General features: G+C 61.9%; 5 protein-coding genes. 3 read left to right on the plus strand and 2 right to left on the minus strand.

What is annotated here, in order from left to right:
• The 3 genes from HX846_RS31505 to HX846_RS31515 form a co-directional block, all read left to right on the plus strand.
• On the plus strand, positions 1–1,031 hold a 1,031-nt coding region (locus tag HX846_RS31505; RefSeq protein WP_178966896.1), incomplete at its 5' end, for an MFS transporter.
• 37 nt (positions 1,032–1,068) lie between these two features.
• The gene (locus tag HX846_RS31510) at positions 1,069–1,728 is read left to right on the plus strand and encodes an aspartate/glutamate racemase family protein (protein ID WP_178966897.1); all 660 of its coding nucleotides are present in this window, start codon (positions 1,069–1,071) and stop codon (positions 1,726–1,728) included.
• Between the two features lie 24 nt (positions 1,729–1,752).
• Positions 1,753–2,205, plus strand: a complete 453-nt coding sequence (locus HX846_RS31515; RefSeq protein ID WP_178966898.1) for a thiol-disulfide oxidoreductase DCC family protein — start codon at positions 1,753–1,755, stop codon at positions 2,203–2,205.
• A 53-nt stretch (positions 2,206–2,258) separates the two neighbouring features.
• Here the strand turns inward: HX846_RS31515 and HX846_RS31520 are convergent, their stop codons facing one another.
• Complete coding sequence (locus HX846_RS31520; RefSeq protein WP_003214513.1) at positions 2,259–3,464, minus strand: MFS transporter; 1,206 nt, start codon at positions 3,462–3,464, stop codon at positions 2,259–2,261.
• A 77-nt stretch (positions 3,465–3,541) separates the two neighbouring features.
• On the minus strand, positions 3,542–4,383 hold an 842-nt coding region (locus HX846_RS31525), incomplete at its 5' end, for a PLP-dependent aminotransferase family protein (protein WP_256740174.1).

The raw sequence follows: 4,383 nt of genomic DNA on the forward strand, positions 1-4,383 counted from the left end.
TGATCGGCCTGCTGCCCACCTACGCCGCCATCGGCGTGGCGGCGCCGATTCTGTTGTCGTTGATTCGCTGCGCCCAGGGTTTTTCCGCCGGGGGCGAATACGCCGGGGCCTGTGCCTATTTGATGGAGCACGCGCCCAGTGACAAGCGCGCCTGGTATGGCAGTTTTGTGCCGGTGTCGACGTTTTCTGCGTTCGCTGCGGCGGCCGTGGTGGCGTACGCCCTGGAGGCTTCGCTGTCCGCCGAGGCAATGGGCAGTTGGGGCTGGCGCTTGCCGTTCCTGATCGCTGCGCCGCTGGGGCTGGTGGGGCTTTACCTGCGCTGGAAGCTGGATGAGACGCCGGCCTTCCAGGCGGTGAAGCAGGAGCACGCGGTAGCGCACTCTCCCCTCAAGGAAACCTTGCGCAACCATGGTGCGGCGATCTGTTGCCTGGGCGCTTTTGTGTCGCTCACGGCGTTGTCGTTCTATATGTTCACCACTTACTTCGCGACGTATCTGCAGGTGGCGGGTGGCTTGAGTCGGGCGGTGGCGTTGCTGGTGTCGCTGATTGCGCTGATTTTCGCGGCGGCGATCTGCCCGCTGGCGGGGTTGTATTCGGATCGGGTGGGGCGTCGGGTCACGGTGATGACGGCGTGTGTGTTGTTGATTGTGGTGGTGTACCCGTCGTTCCTGATGGCCAGTTCCGGGTCGTTCGCGGCATCGGTGGTAGGGGTGATGTTGCTGGCGGTGGGCGCGGTGCTGTGTGGGGTGGTGACGGCGGCGTTGTTGTCGGAGACCTTTCCGACACGCACGCGGTATACGGCTTCGGCGATTACCTACAACATGGCGTACACGATCTTTGGCGGTACGGCGCCGTTGGTGGCGACGTGGTTGATCAGTACCACGGGCAGCAACCTGTCGCCGGCGTTTTATCTGATTGCGGTGGCGGTGCTGGCGTTGGCGGGCGGGTTGGCGTTGCCGGAGACGTCGCGGATTTCGCTGCATGAGGTGGGCGTGGAGGAAAAAGGCGCAGCGCCGGTGTTGTCGCGTTAAAGTCAGCGGGTGTTCAAAAGTGCCGGAGACCCGAGCGATGCGTATTACCTGCCTGCATACCGCCGAGAGCAACATTGCCGTGTTTGACGCTGCCGCAGCAGCGCTGGGGATCAGGTCACGGGTTTTGCACCATGCAGTCCGGGCCGATCTTCTGGCAGCGGTTGAATGCGCGGGTAAGCTGACCGCAGGCATAGCCGAGGAAACGCAGCTGGCGCTGGTTGCCCTGGCTCAGCACTGCGATGCAGTGGTGCTCACCTGTTCGACCCTGGGCCCGGTGGTTGAACTTGCCGGTACTCACACCCCGGTGCCGATTTTGCGGGCAGATGAAGCGCTGGCATTCGCGGCGGTTCAAGCTGGCGGGAAGGTGGTGGTGTTGTGCGCTGTCGAAACCACACTCGAGCCGACTGCTCGCTTGTTTTACCAGATGGCCCAGCACACCGGGGCGTCGGTGGAGGTGCAACTGGTTCCGGGGGCATGGGCGATGTTCAAGGCGGGCGACCTGCACGGCTATCTCGCGACCATCGCCAAGGCTGCGGGCCGTGCCTATATGGACGGCGCGTCTATCGTGGCACTGGGGCAAGCGTCCATGAGCGGCGCCGCTTCGCTTGTAACGACGGGCCCTGCTCCACTCACCAGTGCATCGACGGGGCTGCGGGCAGCGCTGAGTCGTGCCGAACGCGGGTATGATCCAGGCTAACCCGGCCCGACTGGACCCACGCTGATGCCCGCCTTCCACACCCGGCCTACTCCCGCACCACTCCTCAAGCCCGGCGAAACCGTGGTGCTGTTCGACGGTGTGTGCAAGCTGTGCAACGGCTGGGCAAGGTTCCTGATTCGCCATGACCACGACCGGCGTGTGCGGTTGGCGGCCGTTCAGTCGCCCGAAGGTCAGGCGCTACTGGCCTGGGCCGGGTTGCCGCTGGATCAGTTCGACACCCTCGCCGTGATCCGCGACAGGCATTACTGGGAGCGTTCGGAGGCGGTGTTCGAAATCATTGCGCAACTGCCTGCCCGCTGGCGCCCATTGCTGGTGCTGCGCGCCATCCCGCGCTTCCTTCGGGATTGGGCTTATGATCGCATCGCGCGTAATCGCTATCGGCTCTTCGGGAAATACGACACCTGCCTGTTGCCGGATCCGGATCATGCGCGGCGTTTTTTGAAGGGGCCGCCATGAACACTTGAGTTTGGCTTACTCACCTGGGCAGGCGTGGAGGATAGGTAAAGCACTCACTCCCCGCGTCCAGTGTCGTAGCGTTTGGAATAGGAAGCCCCCATCAGATAGAAGCACCCACCCGCCACGATAAACGCCGCGAGCATATAGAACATGAAATGCGCCGACTGCGTTGCCAGGGCAAACCCGCACAGCACCGGCCCCAGCGCACCGCCGAGGCTGGACAGGTTTTGCGCGCCGTAATACATGCCGCGCAGGTGCTCCGGTGCGATGCGGTCGATAAACATGTACTCGGCCGGGAACACGATGATTTCGCCCACGGTGAATATCGCCACGGCCAACGCCCAATGCAGCACGGTGGTGGACAGCGCAAAACCGACGACGCCCAGCAGAAACAGGCTGAAGCCCGCCGTCAGCCATTGATTCAGATGCTCGTTGGTAATGCGCTTGCCCACGATGTACTGCAGGCAGATCACCACGGTCGCATTGACCGCCACCACCGAGCTGATGACCCGGTAGGTAAATTCCGGCGTGCTCGTGGTCACCAGGTATTGCGAGATGTAGCCGGTGAACTGGCCGAACGCCACGGCGCTCAACGCGCCGCCCACCGTGAAGCAGACCAGGCGATAGTCCTTGAGCAGAATGCGCCCCACCGCGACGAACGACACCGGGGCATTGGCCGGGTCGGCGGAGCTGAGGCTCCTGTCGCCCCACACCCAATAGGTGAGGAAGAAGCCCATGCCCAGGATCGCCGACACCAGGAACGGCAGTTTCATATCCATGTGCGCGAGCCCGGCGCCAATGAACGGCCCCACTGCGTAACCAATGTTGATCAGGGTGTAGCGCACCGAAAACACTTTGCCGCGTTCGGCTTCCGGCAGCAGTTTGCCAAACGCGGCCTTGACCACGATATCGATCACTGAATAGGCGAAGTTGAACGACACCAGAAACAGGAAAAACAGCCACAGGTGCGACGTGACGCACATGCCGATGAAGCCGACGGTGAAAAACCCCGTGAAGCTGAGGATCAATCGGTAGCTGGAGATTTTGTCAGTCAGGTAGCCGCCGTAAAGGCTCAGCAACGAACCGATGAGCATCGCACCGCCCACCACCAGACCGATTTCGCTGATGCCCAACGTGAAGTTGGATGACAGATAAATCACCATATACGGCAGGGTAATGGCGCGCCCCAGGGTCAGGAACAACGCAGACGACAGCAGCAGATTGACCGAAAACGGGTAGTGTCTGAAGGCAGCGAGCATCAGCGTCGGTTCCTGTTATTGGCAGTATCAAAGGCTAAGTAACATATCCTTACACATCCACCTTTGAGCCGGCGTAATTATTTAGCCGCGCCCCCAATCGCCCGTGAAGCCTCAGCCAAACGCTGCGTAGCGACGCGGATTTCCTCCGAGTTGAGCGAGGCGAAGCCCAGGCGCAAGGCATTTTCAGGATGATCAAACGGTGAAAACAGGCGACCGCTGCGCACCACCAGGTCCAGCTCCAGTGCTTTTTCGGCCAGTCGGTCGACGTCGATTGAGTCGGCGAACTTTACCCACAGCGCCAGCCCGCCTTCGGGTTCCTGCACAGAGATCTGCTCGCCAAAAGCTTCCAGCAAACAACTGAGCAGGGTCTCCCGACGCCGACGGTATTCCCTGGAAACCCGCCGCAGGTGCTTCTTCAATTCGCCATCGTTGATCAGGTCCGCGAGCATCCGCTGCATCACGGCATCGCCCTGGCCCAGGCTCACCGCCGCCGTACGCTCGAGCACTTCGATGAGGTTCGACGGGGCAACGATATAGCTGCAACGGAAGGTGCTGCCCAGGGACTTGGACAGCGAGCCGATGTAGATCACATGACGCTGGGCGCTGTCACTGGCCAGGGGCAAATAGGGCCGTCCGGCAAAGTGATACTCGTGGTCGTAGTCTTCCTCGATGATGCAGAAGTCATGCAGCCGGGCCAGTTCCAGGAGCTGCTGGCGACGTCCGGCACGCAGGCTGACGGTGGTAGGAAACTGGTGATGGGGGGTGACGTACATCATCCGTACGTCATGCAGGCGGCACAGCTCGGCGAGTTGGTCGACCCGGCAACCTTCGTCGTCCAGGTCCACGGTGACCAGTTGCGCGCCCAACTGGCGGAAAATCTCCCAGGCCGGTGGGTAACTCAGGCGTTCGACCACCACCA

This window comes from Pseudomonas sp. K5002 (assembly GCF_013386655.1).
Taxonomy (GTDB): Bacteria; Pseudomonadota; Gammaproteobacteria; order Pseudomonadales; family Pseudomonadaceae; genus Aquipseudomonas.

What these genes read in the sequence shown, in the direction of transcription:
- HX846_RS31510 (WP_178966897.1), top strand. Translation starts at nt 1,069, where the DNA reads ATGCGTATTACCTGCCTGCATACCGCCGAGAGCAACATTGCCGTGTTT.
- HX846_RS31515 (WP_178966898.1), top strand. Translation starts at nt 1,753, where the DNA reads ATGCCCGCCTTCCACACCCGGCCTACTCCCGCACCACTCCTCAAGCCC.
- HX846_RS31520 (WP_003214513.1), bottom strand. Translation starts at nt 3,464, where the DNA reads ATGCTCGCTGCCTTCAGACACTACCCGTTTTCGGTCAATCTGCTGCTG.